Annotated in this window: 20 protein-coding genes and 2 tRNA genes; 12 read left to right on the forward strand and 10 right to left on the reverse strand. The window is 61.7% G+C overall.

Annotation, left to right across the window (positions count from 1 at the left end):
* Positions 1–8: 8 nt before the first annotated feature.
* The 3 genes from DCO45_RS03865 to DCO45_RS03875 form a co-directional block, all read right to left on the reverse strand.
* Positions 9–908: a DMT family transporter gene (locus tag DCO45_RS03865; RefSeq protein ID WP_116924611.1), complete on the reverse strand. Its 900-nt coding sequence runs from the start codon at positions 906–908 to the stop codon at positions 9–11.
* 7 nt (positions 909–915) lie between these two features.
* The gene (locus tag DCO45_RS03870; protein WP_116924612.1) at positions 916–1899 is read right to left on the reverse strand and encodes a helix-turn-helix domain-containing GNAT family N-acetyltransferase; all 984 of its coding nucleotides are present in this window, start codon (positions 1897–1899) and stop codon (positions 916–918) included.
* A 94-nt stretch (positions 1900–1993) separates the two neighbouring features.
* A complete protein-coding gene (locus tag DCO45_RS03875) occupies positions 1994–2836 on the reverse strand; it encodes a class III extradiol ring-cleavage dioxygenase (protein ID WP_116924613.1) in 843 nt (280 codons plus the stop codon).
* Between the two features lie 88 nt (positions 2837–2924).
* Here DCO45_RS03875 and DCO45_RS03880 point away from each other — a divergent pair, with 88 nt between their 5' ends.
* Complete coding sequence (locus DCO45_RS03880; protein WP_116924614.1) at positions 2925–3830, forward strand: LysR family transcriptional regulator; 906 nt, start codon at positions 2925–2927, stop codon at positions 3828–3830.
* On the opposite strand, the gene alkB is transcribed toward DCO45_RS03880, so the two are convergent.
* From alkB to DCO45_RS03915, 7 genes are all read right to left on the reverse strand, one after another.
* Positions 3827–4492 carry a DNA oxidative demethylase AlkB gene (alkB, locus tag DCO45_RS03885; RefSeq protein WP_116924615.1) on the reverse strand — a complete coding sequence of 222 codons (666 nt, stop codon included), beginning with the start codon at positions 4490–4492 and terminating at the stop codon, positions 3827–3829. The genes DCO45_RS03880 and alkB overlap by 4 nt on opposite strands.
* A gap of 66 nt (positions 4493–4558) precedes the next feature.
* Positions 4559–4635: transfer RNA gene (locus DCO45_RS03890), tRNA-Met, on the reverse strand.
* Between the two features lie 138 nt (positions 4636–4773).
* A tRNA-Met gene (locus tag DCO45_RS03895) sits at positions 4774–4850 on the reverse strand.
* A gap of 133 nt (positions 4851–4983) precedes the next feature.
* Positions 4984–5763: an enoyl-CoA hydratase gene (locus DCO45_RS03900; RefSeq protein WP_021025456.1), complete on the reverse strand. Its 780-nt coding sequence runs from the start codon at positions 5761–5763 to the stop codon at positions 4984–4986.
* Between the two features lie 147 nt (positions 5764–5910).
* The gene (locus tag DCO45_RS03905) at positions 5911–7746 is read right to left on the reverse strand and encodes a M61 family metallopeptidase (protein WP_116924616.1); all 1836 of its coding nucleotides are present in this window, start codon (positions 7744–7746) and stop codon (positions 5911–5913) included.
* A gap of 110 nt (positions 7747–7856) precedes the next feature.
* Positions 7857–8570, reverse strand: coding sequence for a DsbC family protein (locus tag DCO45_RS03910; RefSeq protein ID WP_021027301.1), 714 nt, complete (start codon positions 8568–8570; stop codon positions 7857–7859).
* A gap of 216 nt (positions 8571–8786) precedes the next feature.
* A complete protein-coding gene (locus DCO45_RS03915; RefSeq protein WP_116924617.1) occupies positions 8787–9944 on the reverse strand; it encodes an FAD-dependent monooxygenase in 1158 nt (385 codons plus the stop codon).
* Between the two features lie 165 nt (positions 9945–10109).
* On the opposite strand from DCO45_RS03915, the gene DCO45_RS03920 reads away from it, so the two are divergent.
* The 11 genes from DCO45_RS03920 to DCO45_RS03970 all read left to right on the forward strand — a co-directional run bounded on the left by DCO45_RS03920 (position 10110) and on the right by DCO45_RS03970 (position 22752).
* Positions 10110–10991, forward strand: coding sequence for an MOSC N-terminal beta barrel domain-containing protein (locus DCO45_RS03920; RefSeq protein WP_116924618.1), 882 nt, complete (start codon positions 10110–10112; stop codon positions 10989–10991).
* A 91-nt stretch (positions 10992–11082) separates the two neighbouring features.
* On the forward strand, positions 11083–12177 hold the full coding sequence (ychF, locus tag DCO45_RS03925; RefSeq protein ID WP_116924619.1) for a redox-regulated ATPase YchF: 1095 nt from the start codon (positions 11083–11085) through the stop codon (positions 12175–12177).
* 214 nt (positions 12178–12391) lie between these two features.
* Positions 12392–13576, forward strand: coding sequence for an integrase arm-type DNA-binding domain-containing protein (locus DCO45_RS03930; protein WP_116924620.1), 1185 nt, complete (start codon positions 12392–12394; stop codon positions 13574–13576).
* 10 nt (positions 13577–13586) lie between these two features.
* A complete protein-coding gene (locus DCO45_RS03935; protein WP_133248061.1) occupies positions 13587–14435 on the forward strand; it encodes a hypothetical protein in 849 nt (282 codons plus the stop codon).
* A gap of 107 nt (positions 14436–14542) precedes the next feature.
* The gene (locus tag DCO45_RS03940) at positions 14543–14743 is read left to right on the forward strand and encodes an AlpA family phage regulatory protein (protein ID WP_231067731.1); all 201 of its coding nucleotides are present in this window, start codon (positions 14543–14545) and stop codon (positions 14741–14743) included.
* A gap of 1 nt (position 14744) precedes the next feature.
* On the forward strand, positions 14745–15785 hold the full coding sequence (locus tag DCO45_RS03945; protein ID WP_116924622.1) for a hypothetical protein: 1041 nt from the start codon (positions 14745–14747) through the stop codon (positions 15783–15785).
* On the forward strand, positions 15782–16900 hold the full coding sequence (locus DCO45_RS03950) for a hypothetical protein (RefSeq protein ID WP_116924623.1): 1119 nt from the start codon (positions 15782–15784) through the stop codon (positions 16898–16900). Before DCO45_RS03945 ends, DCO45_RS03950 begins: the two co-directional genes overlap by 4 nt.
* A gap of 97 nt (positions 16901–16997) precedes the next feature.
* On the forward strand, positions 16998–17189 hold the full coding sequence (locus DCO45_RS03955; RefSeq protein WP_116924624.1) for a hypothetical protein: 192 nt from the start codon (positions 16998–17000) through the stop codon (positions 17187–17189).
* Positions 17186–19582: a DEAD/DEAH box helicase family protein gene (locus DCO45_RS03960; RefSeq protein ID WP_116924625.1), complete on the forward strand. Its 2397-nt coding sequence runs from the start codon at positions 17186–17188 to the stop codon at positions 19580–19582. Before DCO45_RS03955 ends, DCO45_RS03960 begins: the two co-directional genes overlap by 4 nt.
* Before the next feature lie 21 nt (positions 19583–19603).
* Positions 19604–21067, forward strand: a complete 1464-nt coding sequence (locus DCO45_RS03965; protein ID WP_116924626.1) for a class I SAM-dependent DNA methyltransferase — start codon at positions 19604–19606, stop codon at positions 21065–21067.
* A complete protein-coding gene (locus DCO45_RS03970; RefSeq protein WP_116924627.1) occupies positions 21067–22752 on the forward strand; it encodes a restriction endonuclease subunit S in 1686 nt (561 codons plus the stop codon). Before DCO45_RS03965 ends, DCO45_RS03970 begins: the two co-directional genes overlap by 1 nt.
* The last annotated feature ends 2 nt before the right edge of the window (positions 22753–22754 follow it).

Consider the following 22754-nt stretch of genomic DNA (forward strand, 5'->3'; position numbering starts at 1 on the left):
GGCCGGGCTTAGCGCGCGGCTGCCTGGGTGCTCACGACCAGGCCCGCCAGCACCAGGACCAGGGCGGCCAGCAGCGCAGGCGATGGCAGGCGCTGGTGCAAGGCCAGCTCCAGCAGGGCCGCAGTGACAGGGCCCAGCGCCTGGAAGGCAATCACCAGCGATGCCTGCAGCCGGCCCAGCGCCCACAGCAGGCAAAAGTAGCCCAGGCCGCTCGACAGCCCGACAAAGACCATATGGCCCCACTGCGTGGCAGAAAAAACCGGCCACAGTGGCTGGCCCTGCCAGCTGCAGTAGAGCGCCAGAAACAGCACGGATGCCGCCATGGCCAGGCCGCAGGTGGGCAGCGCCGGGTAGCGCCGCATATAGGGACCGTAGAGAATGCTGGTGGCCGCACCCACCAGCGTTGAGGCGAGCAAGGCCGCCATGCCGCTGCCGCCCAGCAGGCCCAGGCTGCCTGCGCCACCCGCGCCGCTGGCAGCGCGCGCACTGCCGAGCAGCAGCACGGCGACGCCGCCGACGGCCAGTGCCAGGCCCGCCAGCCGGCGGCGGCTCAAAGGCTCGCGCCCCGACAGCGCCGCCAGGCACCAGGTAAAGAGCGGCATGGTGGCGAACACCAGTGCGCAGGTGGAGGCGGGCAGGCGCGCCAGCGCATGGTTGAGCAGCAGGATCAGCAGCGCAAACTGCGCCACGCCAAGCAAGGCAATGGCCAGCGCATCGCGGGCGCGGTAGCGCGGCCAGGTGGCAAGCAGCGCAGGGCCCGCCAGGATCGCCAGCGCGATGGCATAGCGCAAAAACGCCAGGCTGGCTGGCGAGGCAGCCGATGACAGCGCACTGGTGGAGACCATGGCCGCGCCCACCAGCATGCCGGTGGTAGCGGCCGCCCACAGCGCTGGCTGGCGCGCCTGCATCGCGCACCTAGGCGCCGTGCCGGCGGCGGCTGAACTGCTGCTCGACCACGGCCGAGCCCCATTGCTGGCCGGTCTCTTCATGCACCAGCACAAAGCCCAGCGATTCGTAGAGCTTGCGTGCCGCATCCAGCCCCTGGAAGGTCCAGAGCTCGGTGCTGGCAAAGCCGCGCTGGTCGCAAAAGGCGAGGGCCTGCGTGAGCAACTGGCGGCCCACGCCGCGACCGCGGCAGCCATCATCCAGAATGAACCAGCGCAGATGCGCCAGGTTGTTGCCCAGGTCCTGGCCGTCAATCGCGACCGAGCCGACGATGCGCTCGTTGTGCACCGCCGTCCAGATCTGGTTGCAGGGCTCGCCCAGGCGGCCGCTGAATTCGGCAAGGCCCGAGGCCACCTTGCTTTCAAAGAAGGCGCCAAAGCCCCAGTGCCGGGCATAGAACACGGCATGCATCTCGGCCACGCGGCCGATGACGCCGGGCCGGTAGCCGCTGTGGATCTGGATACTGCTCGTGGCCAAGGTGGCAGCGCTGTCCTGGCCCGCCGCGCTGCCCAGCCGGTGCGCCTGCAAGGCCTGGGCATAGGCCATCAAGCCCTGCGCCACGGACTGCTGCAGCGAGGGGTTGAGCTGCGCCAGCGCACTGCGCACCTGGGTCTGGCCGTAGGCGTGGATGCCTGCGACGGTGCGTTGGCCTTGGGCCGTTAGCAGCAACTGCTTGGCGCGGGCATCGTCTGCGCAGGGCTCTTCTTGCAGCTCGCCGTTGGCGATAAGCTTGGCGAGCATGCGGCTGACGCTGGATTTGTCCAGCCCCAGATACTCTGCCAACTGGGCGGCGGTGACCTGGCCATGCGTATCGATTTCCAGCAGCGCATGGACGGCAGAGGCGGAGTAGGGCGTACCCGCCAAGGTGCTCGCCATAAAGCCCAGCTCCCGCACCATGGCGCGGGAAGCGCTGCGGATGTCGTTGACCAAGGGGGTGTCGGTAGCGGCTGCCATGCGTCTCTCCAGTATTTGGTTGCAATATACAACTTTTTGGTTGTATGGTGCAACTTTTTTGGACAGGGAGCCAGCATCCCGCCCTCAGCAGCGCTTAGGCGGCATCCAGCCGGTAGCTCGACACGGCGAGCCCGCCCATGAAGTTGTCTTCATGGTACACACGCACGGCGCGGTCAGCCTCGGCGGCGCCGACCGCCACCATCAGCGGCAGCAGATGCTCTTCGCGCGGGTGCGCAATGCGTGCGGCGGGGGCGTCTTCCCAGTCCAGCAGGCGCTGGCTGCGGCGGGCGCTGTCCGCCTGCAGCATGGTCTCGGCCAGCCAGTCGTCAAAGGCTTTGGAGGGCACGCGCGCCTGGGGCCCAAAGGCACGCAGGTTGTGGTACGACAAGCCGCTGCCAATGATCAGCACATCCTCATCGCGCAAGGCGGCCAGCGCCCGGCCCAGCGCCAGGTGCTCGGCCGGGTCCAGGCCCCGGCGCAGCGACAGCTGCACCACCGGCACATGGGCCTCGGGGTAGATCGCGGCCATTGGCGAGAACATACCGTGGTCATAGCCGCGCTCGGCGTCCTGCTGCACCGCAATGCCGGCCTGGGCCAACAGGCCAGCGACCCGCTCGGCCAGCGCAGGCGATCCGGGCGAGCGGTAGTGGATCTGGTAGGTATGGGCCGGAAAACCGCCGTAGTCATAAATCATGCCGGGCTGGGGCGTGGACTGCACCGTAAACGTATCGGCCTCCCAGTGGGCCGACACCATCAGGATCGCGCGCGGTGTGCGGCCGATCTGGCGCGGCATATCGGCCAGCGACGCGGCCAGCTGCGCATAGTGGTCGTGCATCTCGGGCATCCATGGCCAGGGGCCGCCGCCGTGCGAGATGAAATAGACGGGCAGGCGGCTGCTGCTGGTGCTGACGGGGGTGGTGGTCGTCGTCGTGGTCATATGGAAAACTCCTTGTCTCCAATGTAGTAGCTGCCTAAAAGGAAACCAAGTAGCTAAAATGCAGCAATTGATTTCCTACTAAGAAACTATGGACCAGCTCACCAGCATGCAGGTATTCCAGGCGGTGGTGGATAACGGCAGCTTTGCGCAGGCTGGCGAGCGCCTGGGCATCTCGGCCCCGATGGTCAGCAAGCATGTGGCCCAGCTCGAGCAGCGCCTGGGTGCGCGCCTGCTCAACCGCAGCAGCCGCCATGTCAGCCTGACCGAGGCGGGCCAGCGCTGGTATGCGCAAAGCAGCCTGGCGTTGGAGATGCTGGACGCTGCCGCCCAGGAGATCGGCCAGCACCACCAGGCCCCCAGCGGTCAGCTCAAGATCAGCGCGCCGGTCTGGTGCGCTACCCCGCAGATGGCGCGCATCCTGGCGCGCTACCGCGCCCGTTATCCGCAGGTGCTGGTCGATATCCACCTGGACAACCACAAGATCGACCTGGCCACCGCCGGCTATGACATGGCCATGCGCGCCTCGTCCGACCCCGCCCCGCATCTGATTGCCCGCCCGCTGTGCCAGGTGCCGTTCTACCTGGTGGCCAGCCCCGCTTACCTGGGGCAGGCTGGCCCGCCCCAGCAGCCTGCCGACCTCGCCCAGCACCCTGCCGTGTTGCCCAGCTATGTATCGCTCAGCCCCTTGCAGCTGAGCCAGCCCGGCGCACGCAGCGCGCCGCTGCACCTGCAGCCGGCCCTGCTGTCCGATGATTCCAACCTCAGCCTGCATGCGGTGCGCGCCGGCATGGGCCTGGGCTTTTTGCCATCCTGGTTGGTGGAGGACGACCTGCGCAGCGGCCAGCTGCAGCGGGTGCTGCCCCAGTGGGAGGCGCTGACGGTGACCCTGTATGCGATCTACACCAGCCGGCGCTACCTGGCGCCCAAGGTGCGCAGCTTTATCGATTGCCTGTCGCAGGAGCTGGGTGGCGCGGCCCCTGAGCCAGCGGTCTAGCTTGCGCGGCGGAAGGTCAGGTTGATTCTTTGGCCATCGAGCAGCGGATGCGCCACAGCGCTCACCCCATCCTTGACCGGCATCACCCCGTGGTAGCGCATGCGGTCCACGCCACCCCAGACCACCACATCGCCATGCTGCAGCGGCAGCTTTTGCGTGGCATCGGCGCGGGCATCACCACCCCACAAAAAGATGGCGGGCAGGCCCAGCGATACCGACACGATCGGGTGGCGGGCATCACCTTCGTCCTGGTGCAGGGTCAGGCGGGTGCCGACGCTGTAGCGGTTGATCAGGCAGGCATTGGGGGCAAAAGGCGGCAGCTCGGCTGCCTGCGCCGCCTGGGCGGCCAGCGCTGCGAAGGCGGGTGGCATGGCGGGCCAGGGCTGGCCGCTCAAGGGGTCGGTGGCGCTGTAGCGGTAGCCGTGCTGGTCGCTGTACCAGCCAAATGCGCCGCAGTTGCTCATCGCCACCTGCATAGGGCGCCCGCCGGGGGTGCGCAAATGGCGAAACGGCGCCTGCTGCACGATGGCCTGCACCTGGCGCAGCAAGTCATCCTCCCAACGCAGCGCAAAGCCGCGCAGCACACAGGCCTGGCGGCCAATGGCAATGCGCTCCCAGTGCGTCTGGTCATCGTTGGCGGCGGGGCTGAACAGGTCTTGCATGGGGCTATTGTGCCCCTGTGAGCATAAAAAAACCGCAGGGCCTGTGGCAGGCACTGCGGTGGGATGTGGTGGTCGTAGTGGGACTTGAACCTACGACATCAGCATTATGAATGCTGCGCTCTAACCAACTGAGCTATACGACCGGCAGACTCCATTGTAGGGGCGGATGGGCGGCGTACCGGCTGCTGGCTGCGACTTTTTCGGCGCGACTTGCAGCCATCAAAACGGATGCGCCAAAGAGAAAAGCCGCAGTGATCATGCAATCACTGCGGCTTGAAACCTGGTGGTCGTAGTGGGACTTGAACCTACGACATCAGCATTATGAATGCTGCGCTCTAACCAACTGAGCTATACGACCGGCAGAACGAAATTATATACCGAAAATTTGGCTCGGCGATCAATGTCGCCAGGTTTTGTCAAAAACAGTCATTTTGCGTGGCGGGTGCTGGCAAGGACCATGGCCCCTGCACCAATGGCACCGTAGCGCCTGATCAGCTGTTGCTGAACTGGGCCGGGCGCTTGTTGACGAAGGCGTCCATGCCTTCTTTCTGGTCATTGGTCGCGAACAGCGCATGGAACAGGCGCCGCTCGAACATCACGCCGTCGTTGAGGCTGCCCTCGAACGCGCGGTTCACCGATTCCTTGGCGGCCATCACGGCCAGCTGCGAGAAGCCGCTGATGATGATGGCCGCGCCCAGCGCCTCTTCCATCAGCTTGTCCACGGGCACCACGCGGCTGACCAGGCTGGCACGCTCGGCCTCGTCGGCGTTCATCATGCGGCCGGTGAGGGCCAGGTCCATGGCCTTGGCCTTGCCCACGGCGCGGGGCAGGCGCTGCGTGCCGCCGGCGCCGGGGATGACGCCCAGCTTGATCTCGGGCTGGCCAAAGCGGGCGTTGTCGGCGGCGATGATGAAGTCGCACATCATGGCCAGCTCGCAGCCGCCACCCAGCGCGTAGCCGCTGACGGCGGCAATGACGGGCTTGCGGATGCTGCGGATCGCTTCCCAGTTGCGGGTGATGTAGTCGCCGCCATAGGCATCGGCAAAGCTGTACTTGGCCATGGCGCCAATGTCGGCGCCCGCGGCAAAGGCCTTTTCGCTGCCGGTGATGATCATGCAGCCAATGTTCTTGTCGGCGTCAAAGGCCTTGAGCGCCTCACCCAGCTCGTTCATCAGCTGGTCGTTGAGCGCGTTCAGCGCCTTGGGGCGGTTGAGCGTGATGATGCCCACTTTCTCGGCTTCGACGCGCACTTCGATCATTTCATAGGCCACGGTCTATCTCCTTGGGTTGTGGGGCAGCAGCGGCCTGCTGGCGCCCGCATGGTCGACAGGCATCCTACACCAAGCGGGCTGTTGCGGCGTAGCGAGCTGCGCAAGATGGCGCTTTTTGGGTGCAGGTGGGCGGGTCGCTGCCCGCGATCAACGCCCGTCCAGCCAGAGATTGACCAGATTCGCATCGGTGACAGCCAAGGTGACGGTGTCGCTCTGGCTGGCAGTTTTTGGGGCTTTCTTGCGGCCTTTTGCAGGGGCGGCGTCTGCGCGGGCTGGCAAGGCCAGCGGCAGGCGCAGCAGGCGCTTGTCCCGGGCTACCAGGGCCAGCACCTGCTGGGCATCCCCGGCGTAGAGCAGCAGGTCGTCGAGCTTGTGCAGGCGCCAACCGCCGCTCTGGGCACTGGCCTGCAGCGGCTCGATGCCGATCCATTCGTCGCCCGCCATCATGCCGGCGGCCTCGGCCGCGCCGCCGCGCAGCACCACCTTGATGCTGATGCCCGCAGCGCCCTCGGCCACGCGCAGGCCCAGCTGCTGGGCGATCTGGGGCTTGTCGGGCTGGCAATCGACGCCATGGGCCTGGAGCAGGGCGGCCACGGGCAGATCGAGCTTGCCATGCACCCAGGCGCTGATGTCGGCGGCCCAGCTGCGGTCCGTCAGCTCGTGCAGCACATCGAGCAGGTCCTGCTCGCGCATCGGGCCGGCCTTGCAGCGCCGGTACAGTGCCCGCATCACCCCATCGAGCCCGCTGTGGCCTGCGCGGCGCAGGCTCAGGTCCAGGCACAGGGCCACCAGCGAGCCCTTGGTGTAGTAGCTGACGGTGGCGTTGGGCGTGTTCTCGTCCTGACGGTAGTACTTGACCCAGGCGTCATAGCTCGCCTCGGCCACGCTTTGCAGATGGCGGCCCGGCGTCTGCAGCACCTGGTTCAAGGTCTTGTTGAGCAGCTTGAGGTACTGGCTGTTGTCCAGCAGGCCGGCGCGGCGCAGGACCAGGTCGTCGTAGTAGCTGGTAAAGCCCTCGAAGAACCACAGCAGCTCGGTGTAGTTCTCGCGTTCGTAGTCGTAGCTGGCCAGCTCCATCGGGCGCAGGCGCTTGACGTTCCAGGTGTGGAAATACTCGTGGCTGATGAGACCCAGCAAGGTGATGTAACCGCTGCTGGCCTGGGCCTCGCCCTTGCGGGGGAGGTCGCGCCGGCTGCAGATCAGGGCGGTGGAGTTCTTGTGCTCGAGGCCGCCGTAGTTGTCGTCCATGGCGTTGAGCATGAACACATAGCGCTCGAAAGGCGGCCTGCCCCGGGGGTGCCAGAGGCGGATTTCGGTCTCGCAGATCTTTTGCGTATCGGCAATGAGGCGTGCGCCATCAAAACTGGGCGGTGCGCCGGCCACCACAAAGCGGTGCGCCACGCCGTGCGCGCTGAACTCGGCGCTCCAGAATGGCCCCATCTCCACCGGGCAGTCCACCAGCTCGTCATAGCTGCTGGCATGGTAGCGGCCAAAGCCTTGGGGGTTGGTCTGCGCGGCCAGGAGGCCGGTGGCCACCTGCCAATGGGGCTGCTGGGCCGGCGGCTCGATGTGCAGCACCTGCAGCAGGGCCTCGCTGCCATGCACACGCAAAAATACACTGGTGCCGTTGAAAAAGCCGCGCTGGCTGTCGAGCCAGGCAGTGCGCACCGAGCTGTCATAGGCGCAGATCTGGTAGCTCAGGGTCAGCGGTTCCGCTGCGCTGCAGTCCACCACCCAGGTGTTCTTGTTCTGCTGCTGGATATCGACCAGCTGCGCGCTTTGGCTGGCGCTCAGGCCCTGCAGCGATTTGGAGAACTCACGCACCAGGTAGCTGCCCGGGATCCAGACCGGCAGCGACACGGTCTGCATCGCCTTGGGCCGGGGGATATTGAGCACGACCTGGTAGAGGTGGGCGTGCAGATCGATGGGCGTGATGGTGTACTGGATGGCATGGGGTGCCGTGGCGGCTGCGCTTTGGGTCATAGCCCGCAAGCGTAGCCCCAATTGCATGGGCGCGTGCCGACCCAGGAATTCAGCGGGCACAAAAAAGGCCCCGAAGGGCCTGATGGGATGCGGGCAGCAAGCTGCCTGGCTTACTTGACGGCCTTGAGGCGCTTTTCCAGGTCGTCCGAGCCGATTGCGCCGGGAACGCGCGAGCCATCGGCAAAGAAGATCGTCGGCGTGCCGGTGATCTTGTACTTGCGGCCAAATTCCATATTGCGCTGCAGCGCGGTCACGTCGCAGCTCGATGCTGCGGCGGGGGCATCGGTGCCCTTGAGCATGTGGCTGGCCCATTCCTTGGCCGGGTCCTTGGCGCACCAGATGTTGCGCGACTTCTCGACCGAGTCGGGGCTCAGGATCGGGTAGAGGAAGGTGTAGACCGTCACGTCCTTGACGTTTTGCAGGTCCTTCTCGAAGCGCTTGCAGTAGCCGCAGTTGGGGTCTTCAAAGACGGCAATCTTGCGCGAGCCATTGCCCTTGACGGTCTTGATCGCGTCCTTCAGGTTCAGGCTGTTGAAGTCCACTGCCGTCAGCTTGTTCATGCGGTCTTCGGTCAGGTTGCGGTGTGCCTGGGTGTCGATCAGCTCGCCCTGGATCAGGTAGTTGCCCTTGGCATCGCTGTAGAACAGGTCGGTGCCCACGCGCACTTCATAGAGGCCCTGCATCGGCGTGGCGCTGACTTCGTCAATCTTTTGCAGCTGGGGGATACGCTCTGCCAGCGCCTTGCGGATCGCGTCTTCTTGTGCACTGGCGGAGAAACTGGCCGCGATGGCAGCACTGGCCAATACGGTAGAGAGAATTCGCATGAGAAACCTTTTTTTGAATCTTGATGGTGAAAAGCCCAGGCACTGGCAGATACCAGTGCCTACAAGCCGCTTGACCGCACTCCGACGTCTGTCTTCGAAGCAAGCATGTGCCCCGGGACCCCTCAGGCCCGGGCCAGCGCTAAGCCCTCGCAACTATTAACATTTTGCTACCTGCAAGCGGCTTCAGGCCGAGCACAGCTTTGTACCAGATGGGCGCTAAAAGTTCACTCCCATGGCCTGGCGGGTGACCCAGGATTTCAGCGGGCCGCTGCTCTCAAAGCCGCGCATGCCCCAGTTTCTCAGGCTTTGCAAAGGCGTCTCGGGCCTGGTAAACAATTGTTGAATGCTGTCCATCGCCAAGCCGATGGGGGCCAGGCGTGCCTTGCGCTCGCGCTCATAGCGGCGCAGCAGGCGCAGGTCCGACAGGCGGCGCCAGCGCGCATCTTCGCTGGTCAGCAGGCGGGCCAGCGCGGCGATGTCGGCCATGCCCAGGTTCAGGCCCTGGCCGGCCAGCGGGTGCACGGCATGGGCACTGTCGCCGGCCAGCACCCAGCTTTGGGCGCGGGCGCTGTCTTGCAGGGCGCTACCCGGCATGGCGCCGCACCACTGGCGCGCCACCGACTGCTGCAGCGGCCAGGCGGCGCGCTCGGCGCAAACAGTGAGCTGGCCCAGCATGCCCTGGCTGGCCGATTCCAACGCCATCGCCAGGCCGGCATCGTCGAGCGCCTTGACGCCTTCGACCTGGCTGACCGGCAGCGACCAGACGACGGCCACCTCATGGCCGTCCGGGCCGCCCAGCGGCAAAAAGGCCAGAATGTCGCCGGCTGCAGAAAACCACTGGCGCGCGGCCTGGCCATGCGGGCGCTCGCAGCGCAGGCGGGTGGCGACGGCTGTCTGGTGGTAGGGGATCGTGGCAAACTCCACGCCAAATTCTTCGCGGGTGCGGCTGTGCTTGCCCTCGCAGACCACTGTCAGGGCGGCATCGACCGGGCTGCCTACCGTCTCGACCATCGGCTGGTAGCGCACGGCAGCGGCCAGTTGCGCTTCCAGCGCCGGCACATCGACGATCCAGTTCAGCGCCTGGGTATGCTGCTGAGCCGCATCAAAATGCACCTCGCCGCCCGGGTCGCCATAGACATCCATGCGGGTTACCGGCGTGGCGTGCTGGGCCTCGGGCCAGCTGCGCACCGACTGCAGCACCTCGCGCGAGAGCTGGTTGAGCGCATAGGCGCGCACATCGCCGTGGCCGCTGTTGCTGGGTGCAGGCGCCGTGTCCACCAGCGCCACGCGCATGCGCTCGCGCGCCAGCAACAATGCCAAGCTGCGGCCCACAATGCCCGCGCCACGGATACAAACGTCGAATTCTGAAGCCATAAGCGATCTATTGTAGTGGGGCACCGTGGCAGTGCAGCGCGCCTGTACGACTTGGCGCAGGGGTCTGGTCGCCGTTTGGCGCTCAGCAGGCGGTCCCTGGATGCAGGGCGGCCTTTTTATCGTTACAGTGTGCTTTGCCCCGTATCAACCCAGGCGCAGAGCAGCATGGCAAATAGCGATTTTTTTGATGTCACCGGCCATATTGGCCAATTGTGGGTTTTTCCCATCAAATCCTGTGCCGGTATCGCCGTGCAAAGCGCACGCCTGTTGGCCACAGGCCTGGAGCATGACCGGGCCTTCATGCTCGTCGATGGTCGGGGCGAATTCATCTCGCAGCGCGAAATCGCCCGCATGGTGCTGGTGCAGCCGGCCATTGCCGATGGCGTGATGACGGTCACCGCGCCGGGCATGGACCCGCTCCAGGTGGACATGGCCTTTAGCGGCCCCGAGCGGGCGGTGCGCGTCTGGGACGACCAGGTGACGGGCCTGCAGGCGCCCGATGCGGTCAATGCCTGGTTCAGCGCGTTCCTGCAGACCGAATGCACTTTGGTGCGCATGGCGCCGCAGGCGCTGCGGCTGGCGAGCAAGAAGTGGACAGGCGGGGCCGATGCGCCCACGCAGTTTGCCGATGGCTTTCCGGTGCTGGTGGTCAGCCAGGCCTCCGTCAATGAGCTCAATGAGCGCCTGCGCCAGGCGGGCGACGCGCCGGTGGTGGCTGAGCGCTTTCGCGCCAATATCATTGTCGAAGGCTTTCAGTCGCATGACGAAGACCGCATCGAGAGCCTGTCGGTGCAGCAGGGCGGCCCGGGCAGCCAGCAATGGGCCGATCTGCCGCTGGTCAAGCCCTGCGCACGCTGCCCGATCCCCGATATCGACCCGGCCACCGCTGCGAGCGGCACCAGCGTGACCGACACCTTGCAGACCTACCGCCACGATGAGCGCCTGGACGGCGCCGTCACCTTTGGTATGAATGCCTATGTGCCGGCAGGCACGGGCGGGGTGTTGCGGGTGGGTGATGCGGTCGGCGGTGCCTTACAGTTTGATTGAGGCTTTCCGTTGAAATACGCCTGGATTCGCGATTGCCATGCAGTCGGCTTAAAATGCCGGGTTTGTCCGAAAGAATAGAGAAAGCACTGCCATGAGCCTCAAATGCGGCATCGTCGGTTTGCCCAATGTTGGCAAGTCCACCCTTTTTAATGCGTTGACCAAGGCAGGGATTGCCGCCGAAAACTATCCTTTCTGCACGATCGAACCCAATACCGGCGTGGTGGAAGTGCCCGATCCGCGCCTGGACCAGCTGTCCAAGATCGTCGAGCCCGAGCGCGTTGTTCCGGCCATCGTGGAGTTTGTCGACATCGCCGGCCTGGTGGCAGGCGCCTCCAAGGGCGAAGGCCTGGGCAACCAGTTCCTGGCCCACATCCGCGAGACCGACGCCATCGTCAACGTCGTGCGCTGCTTCGAAGACCCGAACGTGATCCACGTGGCCAACAAGGTCGACCCGATTGCCGATATCGAAGTCATCCAGACCGAGCTGTGCCTGGCCGACCTGGCCACCGTCGAAAAAGCGCTGAACCGCTACAGCAAGGCGGCCAAGTCGGGCAACGACAAGGAAGCGGCCAAGCTGGTCTCGCTGCTGACCCCCATCCAGGCCGTGCTCGACGAGGGCAAGCCCGCCCGCATCGTGCCCGTGTCCAAGGAAGACGCGCCGCTGCTCAAGCAGTTCTGCCTGATCACCGCCAAGCCCGCGATGTTTGTCGGCAACGTCAGCGAAGACGGCTTCGAGAACAACCCGCTGCTCGACAGCCTCAAGGCCTATGCCCAAGCGCAAGGCGCGCCCGTGGTCGCCATCTGCGCCAAGATCGAGGCAGAAATGTCCGAGATGGGCGACGAAGACCGCGACATGTTCCTGCAGGAAATGGGCCTGGAAGAGCCTGGCCTTAACCGCCTGATCCGCGCCGGCTTCTCGCTGCTGGGTCTGCAAACCTACTTCACCGCCGGTGTGAAGGAAGTGCGCGCCTGGACGGTGCCCGTGGGCGCCACCGCACCCCAGGCCGCTGGCGTCATCCACGGCGACTTCGAGCGCGGCTTTATCCGCGCCCAGACCATCGCCTTTGATGACTACATCCAGTACAAGGGTGAGCAGGGTGCCAAGGAAGCGGGCAAGATGCGCGCCGAAGGCAAGGAATACATCGTCAAGGATGGCGATGTGTTGAACTTCCTGTTTAACGTCTAGTGGGCGAACGATCTTTCCTGCAACATCAGGAAAAACTCTGGAATCAGGAAAACATCAATAAAGCCGCGTACTTACGCGGCTTTTTTGTTTCTTGGCGTTGCCAGAAATTGCGCGAGCAGCCACCTTCTGATTGAGTGCAAAAGTGAGTACGCGTCTTTGCGTGGCGCGCGATAAGTGAGTACAGTGAGTGCATCGTCTTCATCAAGTACCCGCCATGCTGACCGACACCCACTGTCGCAATGCCAAACCTAAGCCCAAGCTCTACCGGCTCACTGACCACCGCGGCCTGTGCCTGGAGGTCAAGCCCAGCGGCGTGAAGGCTTGGCGCTACCGGTTCACGTTGGAGGGCAAGGCCAGCATGTTCGCCCTGGGCGAGTACCCCGCCGTCAGCCTGGCCGAGGCGCGAGACCGGTGCGAAGCAGCGCGCCAACTCGTCAAGCAAGGCATCAACCCCGCCCAGCAGCGGCAGATCGACCGCATCAAGCAAGCCAGCGACGCCGAGATCACCTTCGAGAAGGTGGCGCGCGAATGGCTGCAAACCAAAGACTGGGAAGACGTCACCAAGAACCGGCGCCTGGACATGCTGGAACGCGTGGTGTTTGGCGAGATCGGCCAGATGCCCATCCGTGCCATCACACCCGCCCACGTGCTGGGCATCCTGCAGCACACGGTCAAGCGCGGCGCCCCTACTGTGGCTGCTGAAGCCCGCCGAACCATGTCAGCCGTGTTCGAGTACGCCGTGGCCACGCTGCGTGCCGACAGCGACCCCGTCTGGCCCGTTCGCAAGGCCTTGCCCGCCAACAAGACGCAGCACAAGACGGCCCTCACCACTGCGCAGATCGGCAAGCTGCTCAACGACTTCGACAACCACCGCTGCACCTTCCAAATCAACTATTGCATGCAGCTGATGTGGTGGACCTTGGCGAGACCCAGCGAAGTCGCCGAAGCCGAATGGACCGAGATCGACTTGGACCGCGCCCAGTGGCGCATTCCTGCCGAGCGCATGAAGGCTCGCAAAGAGCACGTGGTGCCTCTGCCGAAGCAGGCCGTGGAAATGCTCAGGGGCCTCAAAGCCATCACCGGACAGCGCAAGCACCTCTTCCCCGGCCGCGACAACCGAAACACCCCGATGTCCGTTGCATCACTCAGGCAGGCTCTGAAGGTTCTGGGCTGGGCCGGCACCTACAGCCCCCATGCCACCCGCACCACGGGCAGCACCCGACTCAACGAGATGGGCTACCGGCCCGATGCCATCGAAGCCCAGCTCGCGCACTCTGACCAAAACAACGTGCGCCGCGCCTACAACCACGCCACCTACTTCGAGGAGCGCCAAGTGATGATGCAGGACTGGGCCGACCACCTCGCGCAATGGAGGGCTGCCGCTCATGAGCGCCCCTAGGTCTACTGCCTTGGCATGCGACACCACCGCGCTTGGGCACTTGGCAAGGGTGATCGAAGGTCATTTTCCAAGGCAGAGCCAACACGACGGTGATGCAGACTTAGCACGGCGCCAAGCCTTCACAGCGGCGGCATCGGACCTGGCACAGCGCTACATGCGACTGAGGCTTCAGGCCCAAGACGCCGAGAACAGGCGCAAGCGCTTTGAAGCGATTGCCCAAGCCGCGCAGCAACTTCGCTTTGCGATGGAAGGCCTCAACCTGAGCGAATTGCACGTTCTAGAGAGCGCGCAACGGGCCACACACCAAGCTTACGTTGACGACCTGGGCGATCCCCAGGGCTACAACCTCGACAAGCAGCACGAGCTCTTCGACGAGCCCTGGGGGCCACGGCCCGCCAGTCGCATGCTGCAGTGGCAAGACCTGCGATGGCTGGAGCAAGCCGCCAAGTCACTGGGTGCGCCTCGCAGGCGAGGACGACCGGAGAACACGGCTGAGCGCTGGGCCGCTCGACAGTTCGTCGTGCTCTGTCATCGGCACGGCTGGACGCCGGTGCGAGTAGCTCACAGTGGATCGGAGACCCAGCATGCGGACCCGCACCCTTCTGGCCCGGTCATGTGCCTGGCAGCGGTTTTTGCCGCAGGCGGCGAGAACGAGGTGCGAGCCAAGAGTGCGGCCCTGTCGGCACTGAAGTCGCTGCGGGGCCGGTTCACCCATCTGGAGTGGCCCGACTGTCTACCGGATGATCCCCTCCACGACGTCATGGAGCCCACCGAATACACGGCCAGCCTGAAAGAGCTGATTTCTGACCGCCGAAACGGGATCGGCGTGCTCCCCGACTTCCACCCTGGGGACCACTGAGCCGCGGCCAAAAATTCGTCCTTCAGCGCGGCATTTGATGTCCGTGCATCGCGCCGCACGGCCGCGCAGCATCACCGGTGTTTTCACGATGTTTCGAGGAGCACCACATGCTGCGCGTTATCCGCATTCAAGACGTCTGCGACAAGATCGCCCTGAGCCGAACCTCTTTGTGGCGGCTGTGCAAGACCACTGACTTCCCCCGTCCCATCCAGTTAGGCGGCCGCGTGGCCGGCTTCCTGGAGCACGAGATTGACGCTTGGCTGGAGCAGCAAGCGGCCCAGCGCCACAAGGCGCAGGAGGTTAAGTGAGATGGGCCGACAAAGAACCATCAACGACCACGGCTTCTGGCACAGCCCGCTGTTGCAGCAGTGCACGACCGAAGACAAAACCGCACTACTGCATTTGTTGACCAGCCCGGTCTCCAACATCATCGGCGCCTACGCACTCGTGCCTCGCATTGCTGCTGCTGAGATCGGCTGGTCTCAGGACCAGTGGCTGCAGGTTGTCGAGCGCCTGCGCGCGGAAGACCTTGTGTGGTTCGAGCCAGCGCGCATGTTCGTCTGGGTTCGCATCTGGTGGTTTCATAACCTGGCCAGCCAGACCATGGGCCCCAAGCTCCGCGCCCGAACCATTGAGAACATCCGGCAGCTACCCGAACCCTGGTTGGCCCCATTCCTGGCCGACTACAAGGCCCGGCTCACCGAAGAACTTCGGCAGCTCCTGGACACCCTGCTGGAAGACGATGCACAGGCAGAAGCGTTACCCGTACCGCATGAATACGGTATCGATGCCCCATCCAACGTTTCCCTGCATAACAGTAACGCCAACGATAAAACCAACTCTAAGCTAACGCCAACTCTAGATGCACCGGCTGAGGTGCCTGTGGATAAGTCGGGCATCCCGGCTAGCAGTTTGGGTCAGGTGGAGGCCGCCATTGCCAAGGCCCAGCGCAACGGCGTGAGCAAGGCAGGCACGCAAGCGATTCTCTCTGCCGTGGCAAAGCAGTACCAGTCGAACCGGCCGCCAAGAGATGCCGGAGCCTATGCCTATGCCGTTGCCCAGAGTTTGGTGACACCGCCCCAGCAGCCTGCTCTACCAGCTCCGCCGTCCAAATCAGAGCTGAAAGCCTGGGCAGGCCGTTGCTTTTGCTGGCCGGCCGAGAACCCGAGTAGCTTCATGCGCGTCGAAGAAACCGGGTTCTGCGAGCAAGTCACCTTGAAAGATGGCGAACCCAGGCATGGGTATGCGCCACTGGGGAGAGGCAATCTGCTCAGTGCACTCCGGGAGGGAAAGCTGCGGGAAGTCTCCGCCGTCATCTTCGAAGATCTCGCCAAAGGCGTTCGACCATGAACGTCGATGCCGACCGCTTGAACATCATCGCCCGCGAGTGCTTGGGCATGCTGCCTAGGGCATTGCCCCGGGCACTCTCAACTGGCCGATCCAGCCGCACAGAGGCCGAGTACCTGCGCATGGCCCATGTACTCCTGGATCGTGCCCCCTTCACCCCAGGCGGCTTGGCAGGCGCTGTGCAAGCCACTCATAGCCCCAGAACCTTCCACAAACGCCTTGCCGCACTCCGGTTCTACTGTCGACGGCTGGTGAGCGAGCACCTGGATGTGCGCTCGGCCCCGCAGGATCTGGACTGGCATCGCTTGGCTGATGTGCTGCCTCGCCTACACGAGCAACTGTGTGCCTTGGTTACCCTAAACGAGCAGGGTATGACCCAACCGCGCCGCAAGCGCCGGAGCAAACGCAAGGCGCTGAAAGGGCTGCCGCCGACCTGGCGAGAAGACTTGTATGAGCGCGGCGCCACTGGCAAATATGCCGACGCACTGCTGGCGTCAGCGCTGACCGGTGCAAGGCCCGGTGAAGTTGTCAAAGGCATCACTGCTTGGGTGCAGCACGACGAAGCGCTCGGCATCGAGACCCTCTGTCTTTACGTGCAGGGCATCAAGGTCAAGGCCCAACAGGGGCAACGCTACCGCTTCATGGCCTACGCCGCTGAGGACACCCATCCGCTGGTGGCTGCGCTGGTGAAGCGGCTCAGCGCACTACCCGACAGAAAGCTGGACATCCATGTTGCCAAGGCGGTCAACTTCACAGCGGAGGTTCAGCGCCTTGCACGCGCACTTTGGTCCGAGCATGGTCACACCATCACCGCCACCTGCTTCCGCCATCAATGGGCAGCAGACGTGAGGGCATCAGGCGACGGCGATGCCGCCAGCCGTGGTCTTGGCCATCGAAGCACCAAAACGCGGCGTCACTACGGCACGGCGCATCAGGCCCGCAGTGGGCATACTTTGCGTCCAGCACTCATCAAAGCAGATTTGCCGCTCAAGGCCTTGCAAGTACGCCCCCGGCCGGACGTGCTCGCCCCCCAATGGAATGAGGCAACGCGAACGACGAATGGGGCAATGACTGTCGCCATTGCCTCATTTCACGTTGGACGTCCGGCCGTGATCTGAGAGCGCCTGCCGCTGGGATGGGCATGGTGCAACATTGCATTGCGCAATTACATGCAAAGGCAGTACATTTGCGTGACGCAATTGTCGAGGCACTGCCATGTCACGCCTGAAGGACGAAACCCTTTCCATCCGCACCTCCGCCGAGATCAAGCAGCTTTTGCGCTTGGCGGCTGATCGCGAGCGCCGTTCAGTGGCGTCGATGATCGAAATCTTGGTGTTGGAGTACGCGCGAGTTCACGAATTGAGGGCCAGTTCCTCTGAGCACAAGCCGGAAGGGAATGGCGTATGAACAAGAAAGAGCTGTCAGAGCGCGACATCTGCACCAAGTTCATTACCCCCGCACTTGAGCAGGCGGGCTGGGATATAGCTACTCAGGTACGTGAAGAGTTTCCACTCACCAAGGGTCGCATCATCGTCCGAGGCAAGCTGCACACTCGCGCTCAAAACAAACGCGCCGACTACGTCTTGTTCCACAAGCCCAACATGCCTATCGCAGTCATCGAGGCAAAGGACAACAAACACTCGTTGGGCGATGGCATGCAACAGGGGCAGGGATATGCAGAAATGCTGCAAGTGCCCTTCGTTTTCAGCAGCAATGGTGACGGTTTCCTATTTCACAACAAAATTGCCAAAGACGGCGTCATCGAGCGCGAGTTGGCTCTGCACGAATTGCCGGGGCCGGATGTGCTTTGGCAATGGTGGGCAGAACACCTTGGCCTAAACCCAACACAAAGCGAACTGGTTTCGCAGGACTATTACAGCGACGGCAGCAACAAAACCCCGCGCTATTACCAGTTACTGGCCATCAACAAGACCATTGAAGCCATCGCTCGCGGCCAGAACCGCCTACTGCTGGTCATGGCCACCGGTACAGGAAAAACCTACACCGCCTTCCAGATCATTTGGCGCTTGTGGAAATCCAAAGCCAAAAAACGCATCTTGTTCCTGGCCGACCGCAATATCCTGGTCGATCAGACCATGACCAACGACTTCAAGCCCTTCGGTTCGGCAATGACCAAAATCCAGAAGCGGCAGGCCAACAAGTCATATGAGATTTATCTGTCGCTGTATCAGGCTGTCACTGGTACAGAAGAAGAACGCAATATCTACAAGCAGTTCAGTCGTGACTTCTTCGACCTCATCGTCATCGACGAGTGTCATCGCGGCAGCGCGGCAGCCGACTCGGCCTGGCGGGAGATTCTGGAATACTTCTCGTCGGCCACACAGATCGGACTGACAGCTACCCCGAAGGAAACCAAAGAAGTATCCAACATCGATTACTTCGGCGAACCGATTTACACCTACTCCCTGCGGCAGGGTATCGACGACGGCTTTCTGGCACCCTACAAGGTCGTACGCATTGACCTGGATAGAGACCTCACCGGCTGGCGCCCTGATAAAGGCATGGTCGATAAATACGGCAATCAGATCGAGGATCGGATTTACAACCAGCGGGATTTTGACAAAAACCTCGTTCTGGAAAAGCGCACGGAACTGGTTGCCAAAAAGATCAGCGACTTCCTGAAGCAAACAAATCGTTTCGATAAAACTATCGTTTTCTGCGACAACATCGATCACGCCGAGCGCATGCGCCAAGCCTTGGTCAACGAGAACGCCGATCTCGTGGCACAGAACAGCAAGTATGTGATGCGCATTACCGGCGACAACGAAGAGGGCAAAGCCGAGCTCGACAATTTCATCTTCCCTGAGTCCAAGTACCCTGTTATTGCCACCACCTCAAAGCTGATGACAACTGGAGTGGATGCGCAGACCTGCAAACTCATCGTTCTGGATCAGCGTATCCAGTCCATGACCGAGTTCAAGCAGATCATCGGGCGCGGCACGCGCATCAATGAGGATTACGACAAGTACTACTTCACCATCATTGATTTCAAGAAGGCCACGGAGCTGTTTGCCGATCCTGATTTCGATGGCGACCCGGTACAAATCTATGAGCCCAAGGGCATTGACTCGCCCGTACCGCCGGATGAGGGCGAGGGTTTACCGGCCCAAGATGGTTTCACCTATCAGCCGACAGAAGAATCGCCGTGGTCGGGAGTAGCTGAACCTCGGCCCGGCGAGGAAGGCAGTAGCATCCGCCGCTACGTTGTCGCCAATGTGGAAGTCAAAGTGGCGTCCGAGCGGGTGCAGTATTTCGATGCCGCTGGCCGCTTGATCACCGAATCGCTGAAAGACTACACCCGCAAGGCGCTCGCCAAGGAGTTCAGCTCACTCGATGACTTTTTGCGGCGCTGGAACGATGCCGAGAAAAAGCAGGCCATCATCGACGAACTGGCCAACGAAGGCGTGTTCTTTGAAGCGTTGGCCGAAGAAATTGGCCGGCAGTCGGGCAAGGAGTTCGACCCTTTCGATCTGGTCTGCCATGTCGCCTGGGACCAGCCGCCGCTCACCCGCAAGGAACGCGCCGAGCAGGTGAAGAAGCGCGACTACTTCACCCGCTACGGCGAACAGGCGCAGCGCGTGCTGCAGGCCTTGCTGGATAAATACGCCGATGAAGGCGTGGGCCCCATTGAGGAAACCCAGATCCTCACCATTGCGCCCTTCACCAGCTTCGGCACCCCCATCGAAATCATCCGCGCCTTTGGCGGGCTGGATCAATACCAGCACGCGGTGCACGAACTCGAACAAGCGCTCTACGGTTCATTGCAGCTGCGCGCATAACAAACATCCCGGAATCCACTTATGTCCATCGGCACCCTGATCAAAACCATCCAAGACATCATGCGCAAGGACGTCGGCGTGGATGGCGACGCCCAGCGCATCAGCCAGATCGTCTGGCTGCTGTTCCTGAAAATCTTTGATGACAAGGAGCAGGAATGGCAGCTCACCATTCCCGGCTACAAGTCGCCGCTGCAAACGCGATTCCGCTGGAGCAATTGGGCCAAAGATGCCGAGGGCATCACCGGCGAAGAGCTGATTGACTTCGTTAACAACGAACTCTTCCCCTCGCTGAAAAAGCTGGCCACCTCTGCCGGTGTCACGCCCCACGGCAAGGTGGTGGGCTCGGTGTTCGAGGATGCCTACAACTACATGAAGTCCGGCACCCTGCTGCGGCAGGTCATCAACACCATTGAAGATGATGTCGATTTCAACTCCTCCACCGACCGGCACCTGTTCAACGACATCTACGAAAAGATCTTGGCCGATCTGCAATCGGCGGGCAATGCGGGCGAGTACTACACGCCACGCGCCGTCACCCAATTCATGGTGGACATTCTTGACCCGCAGTTGGGCGAAAGCGTGTTGGACCCAGCATGCGGCACGGGCGGCTTCTTAACCTGCACCATCGAACACCTGAAGGCACAAGTCAAAACAGCGGCAGACCGCATCACGCTGCAAGACAGCATCCACGGCGTCGAGAAAAAGCCACTGCCGCACATGCTGGCTATGACTAACCTGATGCTGCATGGCATCGATGTGCCCAGCAACATACGCCACGACAACACCCTGAGCCGCCCGCTCAAGGACTACGGCCCGAAAGACCGGGTGGACATCATCCTCACCAATCCGCCCTTTGGTGGCATGGAAGAAGACGGCATCGAGAATAACTTTCCGCGCAAGTACCAGACACGCGAAACCGCAGACCTGTTCATGGCACTGATCATGCACCTGCTCAAGCATGACACGGGCCGTGCCGCGGTCGTGCTGCCCGATGGCTTCCTGTTCGGTGAAGGGGCCAAGACCACGCTCAAACGCGAACTACTCGAAGAGTTCAACCTGCACACCATTGTGCGCCTGCCCAAGGGAGTGTTTGCGCCCTACACAAGCATCGCGACCAATGTGCTGTTCTTCGAAAAGGGCGAACCCACCAAGGACGTTTGGTTTTTTGAACATCCTTACCCGGACGGCTATAAGAGCTACTCACGCACCAAGCCGCTGGAGATCAAGGAATTTGACCTCGAAAAGGCCTGGTGGGGCGGCCCCTCACGCAAAGGGCGGAAGACAACAGAGAACGCCTGGAAGGTATCGGCTGCAGACATTGCGGCGCGCAACTACAACCTGGACTGTAAGAATCCACATCGAGTAAGTGTTAAGCACGACAAGCCTGAAGACTTGATGGCGGAATACCAGGAAATTACCCGCCAACTTACCGAGGCACAGAACGCCCTCAAGGCAGAGCTGATGCTCGCACTCAGGGGGCAGTGATGGAATTGCTGGAGCAACACTTTGATACGGCCTTTGCCGCGCCCGATGGCATCGCAAAATTACGCGAGCTGATTTTGAAGCTTGCGATGCAGGGAAAACTGGTGCCGCAAGATCCAAATGACTCACCGGCCAGCGAACTGCTCAAGTTAATCGAAGCCGAAAAGAAGCGGCTGGTGAAAGAACGCAAGATCAAAGCGCCAAAAACCTTGACTGAGATCACCGCCAGCGATGAATCCTACTCTTTGCCCCATGGGTGGCAGTGGGTTCGACTCGGAGCGATTGGCAATATTTTTAATGGCAACAGCATCAATGCATCGGAAAAAGAATCAAAATATGCCGGTGTCGAGGGCTTACCCTATATAGCAACCAAGGATGTCGGCTACGGTTTTGACCCGCTGGACTACGACAACGGTATCTGCATTCCAGTGGATGAAGAAAAATTCAGGATCGCACACCAGGGGGCAGTGCTGATTTGTGCTGAAGGTGGCAGCGCCGGAAAAAAGTGTGGCCTAACTGATCGCGACATCTGTTTCGGCAACAAACTGTTTGCAAATGAATTGTATGGGCATATTCCGTCGCGATTCATCCTCTACGTTTATCTGTCCCCAGCCTTCCGCGCTTCATTTACCGCCGCGATGACCGGAATCATTGGTGGCGTCTCCATTGCCAAGTTTGTCGAGATACCAATTCCGCTCCCACCGCTTGACGAGCAACATCGCATCGTCGCCCAAATCGACCGGTTGATGGCGCGTTGCGACGCGCTGGAAAATCTGCGAAACGAACGCGAAAAAAAGCGTTTGGCCACACACGCCGCCGCGCTCTCGCAACTGATCGACACCACCGGCAACGGTAGCGCAGACGAAGCTTGGGCATTTATCTCAAAACACTTTGGTGATCTATACGCAGTCAAAGAGAATGTTGTCGAGCTGCGCAAAGCCATTTTGCAACTGGCAGTCATCGGAAAACTTGTACCTCAAGACTCACAAGCAGAGCCTGCAAGTGTGTTGCTCAGTAAAATTTCACAAGACAGGATTCGACGCATCAATGAGGGAGCATCAAAAAGACAGAAGGCGGCCCCCGCATCGAATAGTGAAGTTATATTGCCAAAATCTTGGGAGAAAATAACGGTTCAAGACTTTGCTGATGTGCGACTTGGCTCAACCCCCAGTAGAAGCAATCCGGAATTTTGGCAAGGCGATATTCCTTGGGTAAGTTCTGGCGAGGTGGCAAATAATATTATCCGCGACACATCTGAAAAAATTACGCAATCCGGCTACGATTCTTCGAGCGTCTCCCTTATCCCTGCAAGGAGTTTGTTAATAGCGATCATTGGCCAAGGAAAAACTAGAGGTCAATCTGCGTTGCTTGGAATAGAAGCATGCACCAATCAGAATGTCGCCGCGCTAGTTTTCAATGAAAACTTCGTAAGCCCTGAGTTTGCGTGGATATGGGCAAAAAGCAAATATGAAGCACACCGTGGTGACGGCAGAGGGGGCGCACAACCGGCATTGAATGGTGAAATTGTTCGTGGATTTTCATTCAATTTGCCGCCATTTGAAGAGCAGCAGCGAATTGTAAAGAAAGTCGATCTGCTGATGCACCTCTGCGATGCCATCGAGCAGCATATTAATAGCGCCGCCACAAAAAAAACAGAACTGCTCAACGCTGTGATGGCACAAATGTGAAC

It is taken from the genome of Comamonas sp. JNW (assembly GCF_003105075.1).
Lineage (GTDB): Bacteria > Pseudomonadota > Gammaproteobacteria > Burkholderiales > Burkholderiaceae_C > Comamonas > Comamonas squillarum.